Source organism: Xenorhabdus anantnagensis (genome assembly GCF_028598555.1).
GTDB lineage: Bacteria > Pseudomonadota > Gammaproteobacteria > Enterobacterales > Enterobacteriaceae > Xenorhabdus > Xenorhabdus anantnagensis.
Genome location: NZ_JAQRFN010000002.1, coordinates 240,923 through 259,417, shown reverse-complemented (window position 1 = coordinate 259,417; position 18,495 = coordinate 240,923). Strand labels below are relative to the sequence as shown.

22 protein-coding genes are annotated in these 18,495 nt (G+C 44.5%); 10 read left to right on the top strand and 12 right to left on the bottom strand.

The window, feature by feature from the left end; genetic code table 11:
* Window positions 1-19 precede the first annotated feature (19 nt).
* The 9 genes from ptsN to PSI14_RS02775 all read right to left on the bottom strand — a co-directional run bounded on the left by ptsN (window position 20) and on the right by PSI14_RS02775 (window position 6,986).
* Window positions 20-487 (bottom strand): PTS IIA-like nitrogen regulatory protein PtsN, encoded by a 468-nt coding sequence (gene ptsN, locus PSI14_RS02815; RefSeq protein WP_273574303.1) that lies wholly within the window; start codon window positions 485-487, stop codon window positions 20-22.
* Between the two features lie 192 nt (window positions 488-679).
* Window positions 680-967, bottom strand: a complete 288-nt coding sequence (gene hpf, locus PSI14_RS02810) for a ribosome hibernation promoting factor (protein ID WP_273574302.1) — start codon at window positions 965-967, stop codon at window positions 680-682.
* 23 nt (window positions 968-990) lie between these two features.
* Window positions 991-2,430: an RNA polymerase factor sigma-54 gene (gene rpoN / locus PSI14_RS02805; RefSeq protein ID WP_273574301.1), complete on the bottom strand. Its 1,440-nt coding sequence runs from the start codon at window positions 2,428-2,430 to the stop codon at window positions 991-993.
* A gap of 69 nt (window positions 2,431-2,499) precedes the next feature.
* Entirely contained in the window at window positions 2,500-3,225 is a 726-nt protein-coding gene (gene lptB, locus PSI14_RS02800; protein WP_273574300.1) for an LPS export ABC transporter ATP-binding protein, read from the bottom strand.
* 34 nt (window positions 3,226-3,259) lie between these two features.
* Window positions 3,260-3,808 carry a lipopolysaccharide ABC transporter substrate-binding protein LptA gene (lptA, locus tag PSI14_RS02795; protein WP_273574299.1) on the bottom strand — a complete coding sequence of 183 codons (549 nt, stop codon included), beginning with the start codon at window positions 3,806-3,808 and terminating at the stop codon, window positions 3,260-3,262.
* Window positions 3,789-4,382, bottom strand: a complete 594-nt coding sequence (gene lptC / locus PSI14_RS02790) for an LPS export ABC transporter periplasmic protein LptC (protein ID WP_273574298.1) — start codon at window positions 4,380-4,382, stop codon at window positions 3,789-3,791. Before lptC ends, lptA begins: the two co-directional genes overlap by 20 nt.
* Window positions 4,383-4,400: 18 nt before the next feature.
* Window positions 4,401-4,964 (bottom strand): 3-deoxy-manno-octulosonate-8-phosphatase KdsC, encoded by a 564-nt coding sequence (kdsC, locus tag PSI14_RS02785; RefSeq protein WP_273574297.1) that lies wholly within the window; start codon window positions 4,962-4,964, stop codon window positions 4,401-4,403.
* Between the two features lie 38 nt (window positions 4,965-5,002).
* Window positions 5,003-5,971, bottom strand: coding sequence for an arabinose-5-phosphate isomerase KdsD (gene kdsD, locus PSI14_RS02780; RefSeq protein WP_273574296.1), 969 nt, complete (start codon window positions 5,969-5,971; stop codon window positions 5,003-5,005).
* Window positions 5,972-6,008: 37 nt separating this feature from the next.
* On the bottom strand, window positions 6,009-6,986 hold the full coding sequence (locus PSI14_RS02775) for a calcium/sodium antiporter (protein ID WP_273574295.1): 978 nt from the start codon (window positions 6,984-6,986) through the stop codon (window positions 6,009-6,011).
* A 231-nt stretch (window positions 6,987-7,217) separates the two neighbouring features.
* Between PSI14_RS02775 and mlaF the strand changes: the two genes are divergently transcribed.
* The 7 genes from mlaF (at window position 7,218) to murA (ending at window position 12,137) form a co-directional block, all read left to right on the top strand.
* A complete protein-coding gene (mlaF, locus tag PSI14_RS02770; RefSeq protein WP_273574294.1) occupies window positions 7,218-8,021 on the top strand; it encodes a phospholipid ABC transporter ATP-binding protein MlaF in 804 nt (267 codons plus the stop codon).
* Between the two features lie 10 nt (window positions 8,022-8,031).
* Window positions 8,032-8,814, top strand: a complete 783-nt coding sequence (gene mlaE / locus PSI14_RS02765) for a lipid asymmetry maintenance ABC transporter permease subunit MlaE (protein ID WP_273574362.1) — start codon at window positions 8,032-8,034, stop codon at window positions 8,812-8,814.
* A 4-nt stretch (window positions 8,815-8,818) separates the two neighbouring features.
* Window positions 8,819-9,331 (top strand): outer membrane lipid asymmetry maintenance protein MlaD, encoded by a 513-nt coding sequence (gene mlaD / locus PSI14_RS02760; protein ID WP_273574293.1) that lies wholly within the window; start codon window positions 8,819-8,821, stop codon window positions 9,329-9,331.
* A 32-nt stretch (window positions 9,332-9,363) separates the two neighbouring features.
* Window positions 9,364-9,993: a phospholipid-binding protein MlaC gene (gene mlaC, locus PSI14_RS02755; RefSeq protein ID WP_273574292.1), complete on the top strand. Its 630-nt coding sequence runs from the start codon at window positions 9,364-9,366 to the stop codon at window positions 9,991-9,993.
* Between the two features lie 59 nt (window positions 9,994-10,052).
* Window positions 10,053-10,379, top strand: a complete 327-nt coding sequence (gene mlaB / locus PSI14_RS02750) for a lipid asymmetry maintenance protein MlaB (protein WP_273574291.1) — start codon at window positions 10,053-10,055, stop codon at window positions 10,377-10,379.
* A 183-nt stretch (window positions 10,380-10,562) separates the two neighbouring features.
* Window positions 10,563-10,817, top strand: a complete 255-nt coding sequence (gene ibaG / locus PSI14_RS02745) for a BolA family iron metabolism protein IbaG (RefSeq protein ID WP_092518284.1) — start codon at window positions 10,563-10,565, stop codon at window positions 10,815-10,817.
* Between the two features lie 57 nt (window positions 10,818-10,874).
* Window positions 10,875-12,137, top strand: coding sequence for a UDP-N-acetylglucosamine 1-carboxyvinyltransferase (gene murA, locus PSI14_RS02740; RefSeq protein WP_273574290.1), 1,263 nt, complete (start codon window positions 10,875-10,877; stop codon window positions 12,135-12,137).
* Window positions 12,138-12,271: 134 nt separating this feature from the next.
* Here murA and degS read toward each other — a convergent pair whose 3' ends face one another.
* The 3 genes from degS to zapG all read right to left on the bottom strand — a co-directional run bounded on the left by degS (window position 12,272) and on the right by zapG (window position 15,587).
* Complete coding sequence (gene degS / locus PSI14_RS02735) at window positions 12,272-13,333, bottom strand: outer membrane-stress sensor serine endopeptidase DegS (protein ID WP_273574289.1); 1,062 nt, start codon at window positions 13,331-13,333, stop codon at window positions 12,272-12,274.
* Window positions 13,334-13,510: 177 nt separating this feature from the next.
* Window positions 13,511-14,890: a Do family serine endopeptidase gene (locus PSI14_RS02730; protein ID WP_273574288.1), complete on the bottom strand. Its 1,380-nt coding sequence runs from the start codon at window positions 14,888-14,890 to the stop codon at window positions 13,511-13,513.
* Between the two features lie 295 nt (window positions 14,891-15,185).
* Window positions 15,186-15,587 (bottom strand): Z-ring associated protein ZapG, encoded by a 402-nt coding sequence (gene zapG, locus PSI14_RS02725; protein ID WP_273574287.1) that lies wholly within the window; start codon window positions 15,585-15,587, stop codon window positions 15,186-15,188.
* 455 nt (window positions 15,588-16,042) lie between these two features.
* Here zapG and zapE point away from each other — a divergent pair, with 455 nt between their 5' ends.
* The 3 genes from zapE (at window position 16,043) to rpsI (ending at window position 18,276) form a co-directional block, all read left to right on the top strand.
* Window positions 16,043-17,170 carry a cell division protein ZapE gene (gene zapE, locus PSI14_RS02720; RefSeq protein WP_273574286.1) on the top strand — a complete coding sequence of 376 codons (1,128 nt, stop codon included), beginning with the start codon at window positions 16,043-16,045 and terminating at the stop codon, window positions 17,168-17,170.
* A 269-nt stretch (window positions 17,171-17,439) separates the two neighbouring features.
* Window positions 17,440-17,868: a 50S ribosomal protein L13 gene (gene rplM, locus PSI14_RS02715; RefSeq protein ID WP_092518260.1), complete on the top strand. Its 429-nt coding sequence runs from the start codon at window positions 17,440-17,442 to the stop codon at window positions 17,866-17,868.
* Between the two features lie 15 nt (window positions 17,869-17,883).
* Complete coding sequence (gene rpsI, locus PSI14_RS02710; RefSeq protein WP_092518258.1) at window positions 17,884-18,276, top strand: 30S ribosomal protein S9; 393 nt, start codon at window positions 17,884-17,886, stop codon at window positions 18,274-18,276.
* The last annotated feature ends 219 nt before the right edge of the window (window positions 18,277-18,495 follow it).

Sequence of the window (18,495 nt, the reverse complement as noted above, 5' to 3'; positions counted from 1 at the left end):
TTACAATTGTAATCGCTAATTATTCAGTAATGATTTTATATAATTCTTCATCACTCAGCGCTGAACGCAGGCGGCGGCAAAGATTTTTATCTGCAAAGCGTTTTGCAATCAATGATAGTGTGTGTAAATGGGTCTGGCACTGATCTGAGGGCACCAATAAAGCGAACAGTAAGTCAACAGGTTGATTATCAATGGCATCAAAGCTAATGGGTTGCTCCAGACGCAAAAATACCCCAACGGCACCATCCGAACTCTCTTTATCCAATTTGCCGTGAGGAATCGCAATTCCGTTGCCAATCCCTGTTGTGCCTACTTTTTCGCGGGAAAGAATAGCTTCAAATACGGTGTTTTCAGATACTCTAAGCTGTTTTGATGCTAGTTCGCTGATAATCTCTAAGGCGCGCTTTTTACTCGAGCAGGGTACGTTGTTGCGTGTACATGGGGGTAAAAGCACTGATCTTAGTGTTAAATCTGTTTCGTTGTTCATTTCTTTATTCACTTAGGGCCTTATGATACCAGATGACTGGTGAGTCATCTGGTATTGATGCACTGCACTAGAACCGGACTATAGCGCGTTCTATATAGAGCGAAAGATTACATAGATCGAACTATGGCGCTATAGAAGGTGTAATAAATAGAACAGTGATGATTTTATGATAGCCCCGTTGCCTGAAAGCTATTAATGTTGTCTCAATTTACTTTTGTGTTTGGTCAATTGACGCGCCAGCTTATCTACCAGTGCATCAATTGCCGCATACATGTCTTCATGTTCTGCGGTTGCATGCAACTCACCTCCATTAACATGCACCGTAGCTTCGGCGATTCTTTCCACCTTTTCCACCCGGAGTATGATCTGGATGAGGTTAATTTTATCGAAATATTGATCCAATTTACCGCATTTGGTGTTCACAATATTGCGAAGTGCATCTGTGATTTCAATATTGTGGCCTGTAACATTGAGTTGCATAGTGTTTTCCTTCTCTGTGTTGTTCAAACCAGTTTTTTACGTTGGTTTGAAGGCGGGATGGATAGCGACTCTCTATATTTTGCGACAGTCCGACGAGCCACTTGAATACCTTGTTCAGCAAGTATGCTGGCCAATTTACTGTCGCTAAGTGGCTTGGCCGAGTTTTCTGCCGCGACCAGTTTTTTCACCAGAGCACGTATCGCGGTAGAAGAGGCTTCACCTCCACTATCGGTATTAACGTGGCTGGAGAAAAAATATTTAAGTTCAAAGATCCCTCGTGGACTATACAGGTACTTCTGTGTTGTCACACGAGAAATGGTGGACTCATGCATATCAACTTGATAGGCGATATCAGCCAGTACCAGCGGTTTCATGTGTTCATCACCATGTTCAAAAAAATCTTGTTGTCGCTCAACAATACAGCTGGCGACTTTCAATAACGTTTCATTACGGCTTTCGAGGCTTTTGATCAGCCATTTGGCCTCTTGCAAGTTATTGCGTATGAACAGGCTGTCACTTTCATTATTGGCCCGTTGCCCCAGTGCTGCATAATGTTGGTTAATTCGCAGACGGGGAATGCTATCGGTATTTAGCCTGACTTGCCAGTTTTCATTTTCTTTCTGCACCAACACATCTGGAATAACATATTCTGATTCACCAGCATTGACTACCAAGCCCGGTTTTGGCTCCAGTGATTGAATGATATCAATTGCTCCTTTCAGAGCACTCTCTTTTAATTTGCTCTGACGTAATAAATTACGGAAGTCCCGGTTACCCAGTAGTTGAAGGTATTTGCTGACAATAAGTCTGGTTTCATTCAGATGAGGTGTCTCTGGCGGCAGCATTGAAAGCTGGATAAGCAAGCATTCGCGTAAGTCACGGGCGGCAACCCCAATCGGGTCAAAATGCTGTATGCGCTTAAGGACGATTTCGACTTCTTCCAAAGTCAGTTCATCATCACCAATACTGGCAAGGATATCTTCAATGGAAATAGTCAGGTATCCGTTGTCATCAATTGCGTCAATGATTGAAGTGGCGATGGCAGCATCCGTTTCGGTGAATGGCGTCAATTCTGCCTGCCACACGAGATAATCTTGCAGGGTTTGGGTGGTTTCCCCCTGATATACAGGGAAATCATCAGCGCTATAATCACTGTTGGTTCCTGAAGGTGTGCCAGCGGTGTAAATTTCATCCCAACTGGTATCCAGTGGCAACTCTTCAGGCATATCCTTCTGTTCAAGGGCTTCGCGGGTATCCATGACATCAGTTTCCACATCAGGAAGTGGCTTATTTTCCACTTCCTGATGTGGGTCATCCTGCTCAAGCAGAGGGTTGGTTTCCAAAGCTTGCTGAATCTCCTGCTGAAGCTCAAGCGTAGACAGTTGCAACAAACGGATGGCTTGCTGGAGTTGCGGCGTCATCGTCAATTGCTGACTGAGCCTGAGTTGCAAACTTTGCTTCATAGCGTTACCACTTTCTCCTTAATCTAGCCTGAATGGTTCCTTGAATCGCACCTGACAGAAGGATGAAAGTTAAAGGCGGAAGCCTTCACCCAAATAGACGCGTTTGACCTGCTCGTTATTCAGGATGTCATTTGGGGCACCGTGGGCAATCAAGTGGCCTTGACTGACGATATAGGCACGTTCGCAGACATCCAGTGTTTCACGGACATTGTGGTCAGTAATCAGTACACCCAATCCGTAATCCCGCAGGTGCTGAATGATCTTCTTAATATCCAGTACGGAAATTGGATCAACGCCAGCAAAGGGTTCATCCAACAGGATGAATTTAGGATTGGCGGCCAGAGCACGGGCAATTTCCACTCGACGGCGTTCACCACCGGAAAGTGATTGCCCAAGGCTGTCACGCAGGTGAGAGATGTGAAATTCTTCCATCAACTCTTCTGCTCGTTCTTTTCTCTGCTCTTGAGTCAGATCTTTACGGATCTCCAGTACAGCCATCAAATTGTCGAATACACTCAAACGACGGAAGATAGAGGCTTCCTGAGGCAAATAACCTATCCCGCGGCGTGCACGTTCATGCAGGGGCAGCAGACTGATATCTTCTTCATCAATGGTGATAGAGCCAGCATCACGTGGAACAATGCCGACAACCATGTAGAACGTGGTCGTTTTACCTGCACCATTGGGGCCAAGTAAGCCAACAATTTCCCCTGATTTCACGTTCAGGCTGACATTCTCAACGACCTTACGGCCTTTATATGCTTTCGCCAGATTTTCTGCGTTTAGTATTGCCATATTAGTATTGCCACAATTGTGTTGTCATCAGTCGTTATTTGCCCTTTTTATGAGTATCAGCGCCGTGAGCACCGGAGCCTTTTTCCTGTAGCTGAGCAGGTAACAGGACGGTGGTGACACGTTTACCTTTATCACTAAAGGCTTCCATCTGTTGTGTCGGAACCAGATAAGTGATTTTATCGCCTTTGATATTGCTGTCTAGTTGTTCAAGGTAGGCATTACCCGTCAGGATGAACAGCTCTTTATCCATCTCATAACGCATCTTTGATGCATGACCTTTGATAGGTTTGCCATCATCCTGCATTTGGTAAAAAGTGGCAGGATTACCATAAGCTTCAACGACTGTCTTGTTAGAATCACCTTCCGGGCGGGTAACAACGACTTTATCTGCATGGATATCGATTGTGCCTTGTTTTACGATAACACTATCCGTAAATGTGGCAATGTTTCCCGTTAAATCCAGAGACTGTCTTGCTGAGTCGATGGTAATGGGTTTTTTTGTATCATCTTTCAAGGCCAGTACGGGCAGGCTGACTGCAAACAGTGTACTGGCAATAACGGTATTACGGATTAGGTTGTTCATGTGGAATCTCATATCGAGTGGACACTTTTTCAATCAGTTCAGCAGTTTTGTTTCGCAGATTGCCACGCATTTTCATGCCAACAGATTTTAGACCGACGCCAATGATAGTAGCTTGGTCATCGGATGCGACATCTTGTGTTATGAGATTGACGATCGCGTTGTCTGTTGTGATCCGCTGCAATTGTGATGCATCGGTCAGGCTATCCACTTGGACATCCCCATACAGATAGAGCATGTTATCTTTGGTCAGTTTGGCCTTATTAGCGCGTACTGTCCATGTGGCTATCAGGGTTCCGGGAGCACTATTCGGGTCAAATGTTGTCAATACAGGGTTGGTAAACCAGGTCAGTTTCGTTTCCGTATAGTTTTTAACATCGTCAGCGACCAGTTTGTAAGCCAGCTTACCCGTCGGATCATAGACAAAAGTAACAGCTTCCTTTGTTTGATAAGTGGGATAACCATCATCCACGATCGGTGATGAGGTATCATCATTGACATTCGATAAATTCCAGCCAATCAGCGCAAGCGCGATCAGTGCCAGTATTGCGATCAGCCAGGATTGAATTTTACTCATTCTTTTTTCAGTTTTAGTTTATATGGATAACCCTTTGGCATCTTCTAGCTTATTCTGAGCGAAGAGCACCAAATCACAAAGTTCCCTGACTGCACCACGACCGCCGGCAATCTGAGTTACATAATCTGCTTTCGGCAACAGTAATGGATGGGCATCAGCAACTGCAACCGATAATCCAACTTGTGCCATGACAGGCCAGTCAATAAGGTCATCACCAATATAGGCGACTTGCTCTGGCTGTAATGCTAGTTTATCCAACAGTTCTTTATACGCCAAAACCTTATCGTTTTGGCCTTGGTAAAGATGTGTAATACCTAGCGTATCTGCCCGATTTTCCAGCAGTTTTGCTTTACGGCCAGTAATGATGGCAACTTCAATACCAGAAGTGATTAAACAACGGATGCCATAACCATCACGAACGTTAAAGGCTTTCAGTTCCTCGCCTTCATTGCCCATGTAGATAAGCCCATCAGACATTACACCATCAACATCACAAATCAGAAGACGAATTTGACAGGCTTTTTCAATAATTACTTTGTTTACTGGACCATAACAGGTGTCCAGATACTCTTTTTGACTCATTAAGAAATTCTCTTGAGATTTATATCAGTTTACTTACTTTATACGACTCCGGCCTGCAAAAGATCGTGCATATGCAGTACGCCAAGTAATTTGTCGTCTTCTGTGACCAATACTGAGGTGATGTGGCGTGACTGCATTAGGTTTAAGGCATCAACCGCCAGTGCATTCGGTTTGATGCGGATGCCACCCGCAGTCATGACATCAGAGATTTTTGCATTATTTAAATCAATGCCCATATCGAAAACCCGGCGCAAATCACCATCAGTAAAAATACCGCTAATTTGCATGTCGTCATCACAGATAACCGTCATGCCCAATTTTTTGCGGGTGATTTCCACCAAGGCCTCACGCAGAGTCGCTGTACGGGAAACATGAGGAATGTCATCACCTGTGGTCATTAGATCGCTGGTCATCAGCAGCAGTTTACGTCCGAGTGCACCGCCTGGATGAGAGAGGGCGAAGTCTTCGGCAGTAAAGCCGCGGGCTTGTAAAAGCGCAAGGGCCAATGCATCTCCCATGACGAGTGTGGCGGTGGTGCTGGTAGTGGGGGCTAACCCCAATGGACAGGCTTCTTGTGGGGTTTTAATGCATAAGTGGATGTCTGAGGCTTTGCCCATGCTGCTGTCGCGATTGTTTGTCATGCAGATGAGCGCGACTTTTTGTCGCTTGAGAACAGGAATTAATGCCAGAATCTCATTTGCTTCACCCGAATTGGAAATAGCCAGAACGATGTCTTTTGATGTTACCATGCCGAGATCGCCATGGCTGGCTTCACCAGGATGAACAAAGAAAGAAGGAGTACCGGTACTGGCAAATGTTGCAGCGATTTTTCGCCCAATATGACCGGATTTGCCCATCCCCATCACAATAACTTTCCCTTCACAGTCAAACATTAATTCACAGGCTTGGCTGAAATCGTCATTAATATATTGCTCCAGGCCAGCCAGCCCCTCGAGTTCAATATGTAATACTTGCTTACCTGCTTGCTGAAAATCGATCTTAGGCATGTTTTTACTTCCCACTCTTTTCCCATTCAATTGGTAATTACTCAGTACCGTGATAATTAGAAACAAAAAGTACGACAAAATAAGCGATAAAACAGCCCAGTAACAAGATGCCATTTAATCGGTTTAATTTATGCTTTCTTCCCAGACAAAATACGGTGAATAGTATACTAGCAGCCATCATGACCCAAAAATCCCGATAAAATGCTTCATCTGCAATGGTGCTGGGGGAAAGTATGGTGGGGACACCCAGAACAAGTGTCATATTGAAGATGTTCGAGCCAATAATATTGCCCACTGCCATGTCATTTTCGCCTTTTATGGCCGCAGCAATGGTGGTGGCAAGTTCAGGCAGGCTGGTTCCCACGGCAAGAATTGTCAGGCCAATAATCAGCTCACTGATACCATAAATACGAGCAATGGCGGTTGCATTATCAATGACCATGCGGGTGGAAATGGGAAGAATAATTAAACCCAAGACAACCCAAAGAAGCGCAATTCCTTTATTGCCTTCAACAGGTAATTCTGAATTTCGTTCTTGGGTATAGCTATCAACATCATTATATTGAGATAACGCGGTCTTTTTTAACATCAGCGAGATAAAGAAGACGGCTGAAAGCACTAAAAGAATACCATCCAGACGGCTCAGGTATCCATTCGATAGCTGATACCCTGCAAATGCGGTGATTGCCAACATCAGGGGAACTTCTTGCCGCAGAATTTCTGATTTTACCCTGATTGGCCTAATGATCGCTGCCGCTCCCGTAATTAACAGCAAGTTAGTAATATTGGAACCAATTGCATTGCCCACAGCCATATTCGGCAATCCGTCTAAAATTGCTGTAACAGACACCATCAGCTCTGGCAGTGAGGTTCCGATCCCCATAATGACCAAGCCGACAATAAAAGGGGGAATCTTCATGGCACGGGCAAAAACGGCCGCACCATAAACTAATCTATCCGAACTATATACTAGTAAAATCAACCCAGTAATGAGCAGTACAATAGTCAGAAACATGGAGTGTTCCTTAAATAAGATTTATTCCGAGCATAATGCTAATAATGGTTGATTTTTAAACATGGAACGTTTATTCAGCTAGACTTATACATTCTGACGATCAAGAGATAAAAAGTAAAATTTGTCACAACTTTGCTAACGCAAATTAGGCAATTTTTTGTAGTATGCATTATTACTGATTTAAATACAGTAAATGAAGACAGTTCTATTAACGGTTAGGGGCTACCAATAATGAGTCAACAAACAGCAAATCTTATTGAGATCTGCGGTATGCATTTCACCCGGGGCCAACGCCTGATTTTTGCTGATATTAATCTGACCGTTCCGAAAGGAAAAATTACCGCCATTATGGGGCCTTCTGGTATAGGAAAGACCACATTGCTGCGTCTGATTGGAGGGCAAATTCGCCCCGAACGCGGTGAAATCTGGTTTGATGGTGATAATATTCCGGCATTGTCCCGTCCACGCCTTTACGCTGCCCGCAAGAAAATGAGCATGTTATTTCAGTCAGGTGCTTTATTCACTGATCTGAATGTTTTTGACAATGTGGCTTTTCCCCTGCGTGAGCATACCCAGCTGCCTGAAGAGTTGATTCACACAACGGTGATGATGAAGCTGGAAGCTGTGGGATTGCGTGGTGCTGCGCACTTGATGCCATCGGAACTCTCTGGGGGCATGGCAAGGCGAGCGGCATTAGCAAGGGCAATTGCACTCGATCCTGACTTAATCATGTTTGATGAACCCTTTGTCGGTCAAGATCCCATCACGATGGGCGTTTTGGTGAAGCTGATCGATGAGCTTAACCATGCGCTTGGTGTCACGTGTGTTGTCGTTTCCCACGATGTACCTGAAGTACTGAGCATTGCCGATTATGCTTATATTGTGGCTGAAAAGAAAGTGATCGCAGAAGGTACTCCAGATCAATTGAGAATGAATCAGGATCAACGGGTACGGCAATTTCTTGATGGTATTGCTGACGGGCCTGTACCTTTCCGTTTCCCTGCCGGGGATTACAAAACTGAGTTATTAGGATAATGGAATGTTGATATTAACACGGGCATTGGCGGCAATAGGCCGACGTACGATTGAGGTTGCGGCTTCATTCGGCCGTGCGGGTTTCATGTTGTTTAGAGCAATCATTGGTAAGCCAGAGCCGGCCAAACAATGGGCACTATTGCGTCAGCAACTTTACAGCGTGGGTGTTCAATCGCTTCTGATTATTGTGGTTTCAGGATTGTTTATTGGCATGGTTTTGGCCTTGCAGGGTTATTTGGTTTTGAGCACATTTAGTGCGGAAGGCAGCCTTGGCATGATGGTAGCGTTATCACTGCTGCGTGAACTGGGGCCTGTGGTGACTGCACTATTGTTTGCGGGGCGGGCGGGTTCAGCTCTGACCGCAGAAATTGGTTTGATGAAAGCCACTGAACAGATTTCCAGTCTGGAAATGATGGCTGTTGACCCGCTGCGCCGAGTTGTTGCCCCGCGTTTTTGGGCTGGTTTTATTAGCATGCCTTTGCTCTCCTTAATTTTTGTTGCTGTGGGGATTTTGGGAGGAGCAATGGTCGGTGTTGATTGGAAAGGCATTGATGGCGGCTTTTTCTGGTCGTCCATGCAATCTGTGGTGGAATGGCAAAAAGATTTGCTCAACTGTTTTCTCAAGAGTGTCGCTTTTGCAATTACAGTCATGTGGATTGCACTGTTCAATGGTTATGACGCTATCCCAACATCGGAAGGGATCAGCAGGGCGACGACGCGCACGGTAGTACATGCGTCGTTGGCGGTATTGGGTTTGGATTTTGTGCTGACAGCACTGATGTTTGGGAACTAAGTCGATGCAAAGCAAGAAAAATGAAATTTGGATTGGGGCTTTTATCTTGATTGCGTTGGCTGCAATCATTTTTTTATGTCTGAAAGTTGCAGATATCCGGGCTTTCGGCAGCCAGCCAACTTATCGTGTATATGCTGCATTTGGCAATATCGGTGGTTTGAAAGTACGTTCACCGGTGAAAGTTGGCGGAGTTGTGGTTGGTCGAGTGCAGAGAATCTGGCTGGATCATAAAACCTACACGCCACAAGTTGAATTGGATATTTTCACGCAATATGACAATATTCCAAATACCAGTTCGCTTTCTATCCGAACCTCAGGGTTGTTGGGGGAGCAATATATTGCCCTCAATATTGGGTTTGATGACCCTGATTTAGATACTTCCATGCTGAAAGATGGGGATCGTCTTGAGGATACTAAGCCTGCGATGGTACTTGAAGACTTGATTGGTCAGTTCTTGTACAAAAGTGGTGGCGGAAATCAGGAAAAATCCGCTTCGGCACCTGCACAAGCACACTAACCAGCAATCCACTGCTTAGGAGAAATATACTTATGTTTAAGCGATTACTTATGGTTGCGTTGCTGGTGGTTGCGCCATTGGCCAGCGCAGCAGATCAAACCAATCCTTACTTATTGATGAAGGATGCCGCTGAAAAAACGTTTACCCGTTTGAAGAAAGAGCAACCTCAGATTCAGGCAAATCCACAAGTCTTGCGCCAAATAGTGCATCAGGAGTTGATGCCTTATGTGCAGGTCAAATATGCAGGGGCACTGGTTTTGGGGCCTTACTACAAACAAGCGACACCTGAGCAGCGTGATGCTTATTTCAAGGCGTTTGAATCCTATCTGGAGCAGGCATATGGTCAGGCTTTGGCTATGTATCATGGACAAAATTACCAGATTGCACCAGAACAGCCATTGGGTGATAAGTCTATAGTGGCAATTCGTGTCACGATTATTGATCCTAATGGGCAACCGCCAGTTCGCTTAGACTTTCAATGGCGTAAAAACAGCAAGACAGGTAATTGGCAGGCTTATGACATGATTGCGGAAGGCGTGAGTATGATCACGACCAAGCAGAATGAATGGGTGGATATCCTGCGTCAGAAAGGAATAAATGGTCTGACTGAACAATTGACCATCAGCGCGAAAGCACCGATCACTTTAGAAAAGAAAAAGTGATATGGAAAAGGCACTTCTGATAGCGGCATGATGAGTAAAGAACATGACGAGTAAAGAACATGATAAGTAAAGAAAGAGCCAATCAGGAAACTATTGACTGGGAAAAGACGGGCAATACATTGTTTCTGAAAGGCACATTGGATCGTGATAGTTTGCTTCCCCTTTGGCAACAAAAAGACCGTGTTCTGGAGGGAATCGACAATATTGATGTTTCCTCGCTTAATCATGTGGATTCTACGGGGCTGGCTCTGTTTGTCCGATTAAAGGGAGAATATCAACAACGTGACAGGACACTGACATTTTCAGGCGTCAGTGAACGTTTAAATACGTTGATAACGTTGTATGGACTGCAAACTCTTCTTGGCGATAATCAGCCTAAAGTGTAATTCCTTTTTTTTGATAATCAGCGCCCTTGTAAGCCATAAACTTACAGGGGCGTTTTTCTTGGTTTAAGAGTCTCCTAGATTCCATTAGGATAGGCATCTACTATTATTTTCTAACGACAAATATTTTCTAACGACAAATATTTTCTAACGAGAATATTTTCTAACAACGAATGTGAGCAATTTATGGATACTAATGAAATTAAAAAAGTGCTGATGGAAAATTTGGCACTTGATGAAGTTATCGTTAGCGGTGATGGCAGTCATTTTCAGGTTATTGTCGTTGGTGCACTTTTTGATGGTCTGAGCCGAGTTAAACAACAGCAGACTGTTTACGCTCCTCTGATGGAATACATTGCTGATAACCGTATTCATGCGTTGTCAATCAAAGCCTATACTCCGACGCAGTGGCAGCGAGACCGCAAGCTTCAGGGATTTTGAGGCTGTTTGCTTCGCCGCGAACAGCACACTTTGAATTAAATAAGAGAATTATGACAGATGGATAAATTTTGTGTGAAAGGGCCTGCCTGCCTATCGGGAGAGGTTACTATTTCCGGGGCAAAAAATGCCGCATTACCAATTATGTTCGCAGCGCTATTGGCAGAAGAGCCAGTTGAATTACAGAATGTTCCTGAATTGAAAGACATTGATACCACGATCAAACTGCTCAATCGTTTGGGAACTAAAGTAGAACGTAATGGTTCTGTTTTTATTGATGCCAGTGGGGTTAACGAATATTGTGCCCCTTATGAGCTGGTCAGGACAATGCGAGCTTCCATCTGGGCATTGGGGCCATTGGTAGCGCGTTTCGGCCAGGGGCAAGTTTCTTTACCAGGTGGTTGTGCTATTGGGGCTCGTCCTGTTGATCTTCATATTACTGGATTGGAACAGCTTGGTGCGAAAATCGTGCTGGATGAAGGTTATGTCAAAGCCACTGTGGATGGCCGCTTGAAAGGCGCCAGCATTGTTATGGATAAAGTCAGCGTTGGGGCAACGGTGACTATCATGACTGCCGCTACATTGGCAGAAGGCACAACCATTATTGAAAACGCCGCATGTGAGCCTGAAATTGAAGATACGGCTAATTTCCTCAATATGCTGGGAGCAAAAATCAGCGGAGCGGGTACTAATCGCGTTGTGATTGAGGGTGTCGAGCGTTTGGGTGGTGGTGTGCATCGAGTTCTGCCTGATCGTATCGAAACGGGCACTTTCTTGGTCGCTGCTGCAATTTCCCGTGGCAAGGTGATTTGTCGTCACGCGCAACCAGATACTTTGGATACTGTTTTAGCCAAACTGCGTGAAGCAGGGGCAGACATCAAAGTGGGAGAGGACTGGATTAGCCTTGATATGCATGGTCAGCGGCCGAAGTCAGTAACGTTCCGCACTGCACCACATCCGGGTTTTCCAACTGATATGCAGGCACAATTCAGCTTATTGAACATGGTTGCAGATGGTGTAGGTATGATCACCGAAACCATTTTTGAAAATCGCTTCATGCATATCCCTGAATTGATTCGTATGGGCGCACGGGCTGAAATTGAGAGTAATACAGTACTGTGTCATGGCGTTGAAAAATTGTCTGGTGCTCAGGTAATGGCGACTGATTTGCGGGCTTCTGCCAGTTTAGTATTAGCTGGTTGCATTGCCGAAGGAACGACAATCGTAGAACGTATTTATCATATTGATCGTGGTTACGAGCACATTGAAGATAAGCTGCGTGGTCTTGGGGCAAATATTGAACGTATTAAGGCTTCTGATTAAACGGAATTAATATTCTTCCTCGCCCAACATGAGTTAGTAGCCCAATGTGTGGGCGAGGAGTGAGGCAAGGTCAGACAATTGGTTTTTTTCATTTGATCTGCGCTCTGCCGTGTCCGTTTTAGCCATCATCAAATTTAGTAATCATCAAACTCATCAATTGTGACGTTAAATGTGAGGGAAGTGCCATCTCGCAATACGGTAACAGGTACAACGCTACCTGGGGCTATTTCCGCGACTTGATCCATCATTTCGGCTGGTGAAATTGCTGGCTGATGATTGACGCTGGTAATGATATCTCCCGCTTTGATGCCTGCTTTTTCAGCTGGACTGTTTGGTTTGATCTGGAAAACACGTACCCCTTTAATTTGATTGATGTTATTACCTGATGAGCGAATATTGAGTAACTCTTGCGAGGTGATGCCTATATATCCCCTGATGACTCGCCCATCACGGATCAATTTATGCATGATTGTCGTAGCCAGCTTCGTCGGAATGGCAAATCCCAATCCTTCCGGTGTTATACCAAACTCTGACTTATCGAACGTCAACGTATTGATGCCAACTAATTCTCCTTGCGTATTGACCAAAGCACCACCAGAGTTGCCTTTATTAATTGATGCGTCTGTTTGCAGGAAGTTCTGGCGACGTGTTTGACTAAGACTGACACGCCCAGTTGCGCTGATAATGCCTTGTGTAATGGTTTGTCCCAAATTGTACGGATTGCCGATGGCTAATACGACATCTCCCACATGGGAGACTCGCTCAGGGTTAATTGGGATCACGGGAAGGTTTTTGGCTCTGATTTTTAAGACTGCCAGATCCGTTGGGCCATCTGAGCCAACGAGCAGTGCTTCATAAAAGCTCCCATCCTGTAATGCGATAATGATGGGACCTGCTTTATTGATGACATGCCTATTAGTGAGAATATAACCCTGCTCACTCATAATGACACCAGAACCCAAGGGGCGAAGTTCCCGGCTTTCATGGGAAAAACTTCCCATATTACTGCTGTAAATATTAACTACAGCAGGAGCAGCCCGGCGGACTGCTTTGCTGAAACTTGATATTCTATCGCTGCTGTTGTTGCCGCTCAGGAAATTTTTTAAGCCATTGGGGCGTAGGGACGGTATAGCGATCAGCAAAATAGCTGCAATAAATAAGCCTATGAGTATAGAGCGCAATAACTTGATCAGCATGGCATTATTCAGTAATAAATGATTAAAAGAAGGATAGCATAGAAGTGAACAGACACAGCATCATACTGTGTCTGTATGGATTTTATACTTTTTGTCACCTTGCAAGTTGCTGCTTTATTGGCTGTGCCGCAACTTGAAATCTATTGGGCATAGATTGTGTTCTTTAGACTCAATAGATTAATTACGCAGTAACAGATAAACATTATCGTCACCACGTAAAACGTTCAAGGCGATAACGGAAGGCTTCTCTTCAGTGATTTTACGTAATTCACTGATGTTCCGTACACGCACATTGTTGGCACCAACAATTAAGTCATTCTTCTGCAAACCAAACATAGCGGCAGGTGAGTTCGGGGCAATGGAATCCACTTTGATGCCTTGAGTATTTTTTATGGTGCCATTGCTCAGAGACGCGCCTTGCAGGGCGATACTCAGTTTTTCCGCTTTGGTTGACTCGCCATCACTGTTATCAAGTGCTACGGTGACTTCAAGCGGCTTCCCTTTACGCAGCAAACCAATTCTGACTTCTTTGCCTACGACGGTTGTACCAATCTTCGCCCGCAATTCAGCAAAGCTGTTTATTTTCTTGCCATCAAAGGAAACCAGCACATCTCCTGGTTTAATGCCTGCTTTAGCGGCGGCCGATTTAGGAATGACTTCACTGACAAATGCCCCTTGCTGTGCTTCAACGTTGAGTGCTTGGGCAATGTCAGATGTCATCTCGGTTCCTTTGATACCGAGTATGCCGCGTTTCACTTCTCCATGATCAATAAGCTGCGCTGCAAGGGTCTTGGCCATATTGCCGGGGATAGCAAAACCAATGCCGACGTTACCGCCACCGGGGGCAATGATAGCGGTGTTAATGCCGATCAACTCCCCTTTCAGATTAATCAATGCGCCACCGGAGTTACCTCGGTTAATGGAGGCATCGGTCTGGATAAAGTTTTCCAGACCTTCCAAATTCAGGCCGCTGCGACCCAGCGCGGAAATGATGCCTGATGTAACTGTTTGCCCCAATCCAAATGGGTTACCGATTGCGACAGCGTAATCTCCAACGTGCAGTTTGTCAGAATCAGCGAATTTAATGGCGGTCAGGTTTTTGGCGTTTTGCAATTGTAAAAGTGCAATGTCAGTTTGCGGATCACGCCCAATGAGTTTTGCTGAATATTCACGCCCATCGTTTAATTGAACGCGTATTTTATTTGCATTATCAATAACATGGTTATTGGTCAGCATATAGCCTTTATTGGCATCAATAATAACGCCTGAGCCTAGTCCCTTAAATGGGCGGCTTCTTTGCTCTTGTGGGGGAAAAGCTGGCCCGAAGAAGAATTGGAAATCGTCGGGTAATTGAAGTCGTTGGTTTTGTACTTCTGTACCTGAGGTATGAACTGTAACAACAGAAGGAAGTACTTTTTCCAGCATGGGGGAGAGACTGGGTAATTCTTGAGAGGCCATTGCAGCAGGTAAGGCTGCATTACTTACCACCGGAACTGAAGCTAAAGACAGTCCAATACTAATAGCGAGTGCGCTGAGCAAAGTATTTTTTCTTTTCATGAATACGTTCTCTTAATACCTAAGCTAGAAATGGAAATTTTACTTAAGATACCCATCCCGTCCGGGCATTTAGCTGCCTCAGAAATTACGCGTATTTGGATAGGTTCTAAGCATAATTGTTTCAATGCAGTTATGACTACCAACTATTCAGCAAAGTTCACTAATAAAGTAGTTTAAATGAACTTCTTTACAGGTATTTACGTGAATTAGAAATAAAAAACAAAATCTTGGCTGCTGGATGAAGAGTCACAACAAAAAGCCGTGGCATTCATGGTTACCACGGCAAAGTTCATTATTATTTCTTATCTTGAATTGGGCGGAATAGACCAGAAGCACCCTCAGAATAATCCCGTGGAGGCATATTAGCAGTCGCTTTATTTGTCTCAGCTTCGGATTCGCTCAAACGGTAATTGAAAGGATTATCTTGTACTGGCATGTTGGGCATCAGGTCATTGGAACTTTTAGCCATGTGCTGATACAACTGACGATAATCGCGCGCCATATTGTCAAGTAATTCAGCGCTGCGGGCGAAATGGCTGACCAGCTCTTTGCGGTATTCTTCCAATTCAGCCCGATTCTTCTCTAATTCAGCTTGTTGCGCATTTTGTTGGCGTAGCTTGGAGCTGCCAAAGCGGACAGCCAGCGCGCCGATGATAAAACCAATGATTAATCCGATCAGTGCATATTCCCAGGTCATGGCAACTCCTTTAGTAACATCATTGTTCTGTAATGTTATGCAATGTTTTGCAATCAATAATGTTTTGCAATCAAAATTGTTCGCAATCTATTAGAGCTTTATCCCATTAGGCAGTTCTATTTGCAAGGATATACGCCTACTGGGATAGGCTCTTGGTATCATGACTACCACTATAACCGTTAATTTAGTCAGAGTGGAATATTGATTATTATTTAATTAATTTATCTATTGCCTAATATATTAATTTTATACGGATTTACCAAAATATGTAGTCAAAAATTCGTAGCCAAAAGCATCTATACTCAATGGATTTCTAACTAATGCGTTTCTAGCTGATGCGTTTCTAACTAATATATTTCTAACTACTGGGCGACAGCAAGGGCTGTGAGCGTAGTCAACAGAGCTGTAACATACGATACGCATTGAGAATAAAAATTTTAAGGATTGTTACTTTCATGTCACCGATTACACCTTCATCTCTCTATCAAACAGCGCTGTCTGATGGTCAGTATCAACCTGACGAAGTACAGCGCAATACTGTTGAACGCCTCGATATCATACATCGTGAACTCATCAATGCCCGATCTTGTCATACTCCGCAAGCCAATGGGTTGAAAGGTATGTTGGGCAAGTTGTTTGGTCGGCAATCCCCTGAGCAGCGCCGTCCTGTTCAGGGACTCTATATGTGGGGAGGTGTAGGACGTGGAAAAACGTGGTTGATGGATATGTTTTTCCAGAGCTTGCCTACTGAGCGGAAACTGCGTCTCCATTTTCACCGTTTTATGTTGCGGGTACATGAAGAATTAACAATTTTACAAGGACATGAAAATCCTTTGGAGATAGTCGCTGATGGCTTCAAGGCACAGACGGATATACTTTGTTTTGATGAGTTTTTTGTGTCTGACATCACGGATGCCATGATCCTCGGTACATTGCTGGAGGCGCTGTTTGCACGGGGTATTGCCTTGGTGGCAACATCCAACATTCCACCCGATGAACTATATCGAAATGGATTGCAGCGTGCGCGGTTCCTGCCTGCCATTGAGCAGATCAAAAAATATTGTGATGTCATGAATGTCGATGCAGGTATCGATTATCGTTTACGGACACTTACACAGGCTCACCTTTATTTGACGCCATTGACGGAACAAAATCGGCAGGAGATGCGTCATATGTTCCAGCGTTTGGCTGGACGAACAGGAGAGCCGAATCCTGTATTGGAGATCAATCATCGCAATATGCCTGCAATCAGTAGTGTTGATGGTGTATTGGCCATTCATTTCAAAACATTGTGCGAAGATCCCCGCAGTCAGTTGGACTACATTGCTTTGTCGAAGCTTTATCATTCTGTTTTGCTGCATGATATGCCAGTCATGATGGAATTGAATGAAAGTGCGGCACGGCGTTTCATCGCACTGGTGGATGAATTCTATGAGCGTCAGGTAAAACTCATCATCAATGCTGATGCGCCGATGGAACAGATTTATCAAGGTGAATTGTTGACGTTTGAATATCGACGTTGCTTGTCTCGATTACAGGAAATGCAGAGTGAGGAATACCTGAAACTTCCGCATTTACCCTGATTTATTTATACCCCTGTGGATACCAATGCATGAAAGTAATACCAACCAATAGGATAATTATTGAATTTGGGGTCGATTTTTTATGATGAGTTCTCTATAATCTTGCGACCCCACGTTACAGCAGGTTTTTTTTCCCAAAAAACTTGCATTAGTGCCGGCATAGGCTATTCGAAGGGGTAGGTTTGCTGGACATGAGTCGTGTGAACCTCCAAAAAGTTTCTGAACATCGAGTGTTCACCAACATGTAACTTATAATTGGGTAAGCTTTAATGAAAACTTTTACAGCTAAGCCAGAAACCGTAAAACGCGACTGGTATGTTGTTGACGCAGACGGCAAAACTTTGGGCCGTCTTGCAACTGAAATAGCTCGTCGCCTGCGCGGCAAGCACAAAGCGGAATACACTCCGCACGTTGATACTGGTGACTACATCATTATTGTTAACGCAGAAAAAGTTGCTGTAACTGGCAACAAACGTGCTGACAAAATTTATTATCACCACACTGGCCACATCGGTGGTATCAAGCAAGCGACCTTTGAAGAGATGATTGCCCGCCGTCCTGAGCGTGTCATTGAAATCGCGGTTAAAGGCATGCTGCCAAAAGGGCCACTGGGTCGTGCAATGTACCGTAAACTGAAAGTTTACGCGGGCAACGAGCACAACCACGCGGCACAGCAACCACAAGTTCTGGACATTTAATCGGGATTATAGGCAATGGCTGAAAATCAATACTACGGCACTGGTCGCCGCAAAAGCTCCTCCGCTCGTGTCTTCATTAAGCCAGGTAGCGGTAACATCGTAATCAACCAACGCAGCCTTGAAGTTTACTTCGGTCGCGAAACTGCACGTATGGTTGTTCGTCAACCACTCGAGCTGGTTGATATGCTGAGCAAACTGGATCTGTACATCACTGTTAAAGGTGGTGGTACTTCTGGTCAGGCAGGCGCAATCCGTCACGGTATCACTCGTGCACTGATGGCTTATGACGAGACTCTGCGCTCTGAACTTCGCAAAGCTGGCTTCGTTACTCGCGATGCTCGTGAAGTTGAACGTAAAAAAGTGGGTCTGCGCAAAGCACGTCGCCGTCCACAGTTCTCCAAACGTTAATTTATTGCCACAGTTGTGGCAATGGGTTAAAGTTAAAAAACCCACCATTTTTATGGTGGGTTTTTTTATTCCTACAGATTTTTTCATTCCTTAATAACTCTCTATTTTTTGCAAATAAATAGCGCTTTTTAATGATAAATTCCTGAATTCCAATATTTCATCATTAATTCTCAATGTACTTCCCCACAAAATGTGCAAAATCTGATAGAGTAGTAATAA